This window comes from Rhizobium sp. UFLA01-1127 (assembly GCF_059803845.1).
Window position 1 is genome coordinate 1 of sequence record NZ_JAUQTZ010000287.1, and the last position, 1,532, is coordinate 1,532.

At 55.4% G+C, this 1,532-nt stretch carries 2 protein-coding genes; both read right to left on the minus strand.

Going from position 1 to position 1,532, the window contains the following annotated elements; translation table 11 throughout:
- Positions 1-276: 276 nt before the first annotated feature.
- A complete protein-coding gene (locus Q4Q11_RS31755; protein ID WP_498571972.1) occupies positions 277-885 on the minus strand; it encodes a TetR/AcrR family transcriptional regulator in 609 nt (202 codons plus the stop codon).
- Between the two features lie 164 nt (positions 886-1,049).
- Positions 1,050-1,463, minus strand: a complete 414-nt coding sequence (locus tag Q4Q11_RS31760) for a hypothetical protein (protein ID WP_498571973.1) — start codon at positions 1,461-1,463, stop codon at positions 1,050-1,052.
- Positions 1,464-1,532 lie beyond the last annotated feature (69 nt).

Here is a 1,532-nt window from a genome sequence, read left to right on the forward strand (position 1 = left end):
CAAAACTGCCTCCTAAAAGGTAGCCTTGAATCAGACCAAAGCTGATTTGTGAACCAACTTTGTCAACATCGCCTAATCCGCATGGAAGAAAGCGATCTGTACCTGACGATTTCATCGGAGAAGACAAACTCGCCCATAGTCCTCCAACCCCGCGAGGGCGGCAATTCTCAGAGATGGCGTTTGATCAAGCAGGATCCGTGGATCTAGCCCATGCGGTTTCCGGCAATCGTGGAAGAACGACGGACCTGAAATCCAAGGCCGCTTTCCGCTAGCGCTTTACTTGACCAGTGGGGCACTGAAACGCCGGGCCAGAATCTCGACCCTTGCTTTTAGCGTGTCGACGTTAGGGTCGTCGGCAAGAAGTCCGTCGAGCGCGAGGAGGAACACCTCGGCCGCCGCGTCGTCGCCAAGAATTTCAGTGAAGCATTCGACACTGACGTCACGATGCCGCTCCGCGATCTGCGGATCCAAGCGCTCGCACACATCGTAGAATTCGCTCGCCATGGGTGCGCCGAACATGTCAGCCCAGGGTTCGACGAGCATGACCCTGCAGACTTCCAGCAGACGTTCATAGCCGTCTCCTGGCGAATAAGCTGCCCGCCGCGCGTCCGGATGGCGGACGACGAGCCAATGCTCGAAAACCGCGGTGAAGATCTCTTCCTTGTCCTTGAAGGTCTTGTAAAGCAGCGTCCGAGAAATGTTTGCACGCTTCGCGATGTCATCGAGCGACGTCTTGGAGAATCCGAAGTTCAGGAAGAACCAACGGGCTGCCTGCAGGATCGTGTCACGACGGGAAGCCGCTTCTTCCGGGGTGATTTTGGGTGCCATATCAGAACCGTGACAAAAAACGTATTTAATGTCAAATATTATGATACGAAGCAACAACGTTGCCCTTCCGCTCGCCGATCCCTGACGAAGTTCCGTCGCCTAGCGTATCGAGAGTGGGAAAAACGTGGGGGGTATCCGAGCGGCGGGTCGGCGGTTCATATCCCTTCACATCATACCAAGCCACCTCTGAGTGACTCCCAGCGCCTTATCTAACAGTGGCATCACCCTCCTGGCAAAGGAGACTCGCCCGTGAACAGAGCTATGCCGATCAACAAAATCGCCATTGCGCTTTGCTGAACGCCATCTTTGATCGCGATGAACGGCCGCATTTTTGCATTCGACAGGCGGTTCTGTTCGACCTGCGCCGCGGTGTCCAGAATGACGGATACATCATCGCCGCAGCATATCGTCGAGATGTCCGCGCCGACGTAGTTCCCAACACTGCCAAGATCGCGCTGATGCCCTACAATATCTGACGACCAAACTGCGTTCGTTGGTGTAGTGGACTGTCGGTTATCATCGTTTTCCACGGATGCCAAAAAACCGAAGCGTTGCAGCCGCGAGATTTCTTCGGCGGGGAGCGTCACGCTGGTGCGCCGCAGGAGAGAATCGTATCCGACGAAGTCTATCTTCAAACATGGGGTAATCGCGGCGCGATCGTCCCAGGTCAGTTATGCAATGATGGCTGGTAAGGGTGGTTGCCC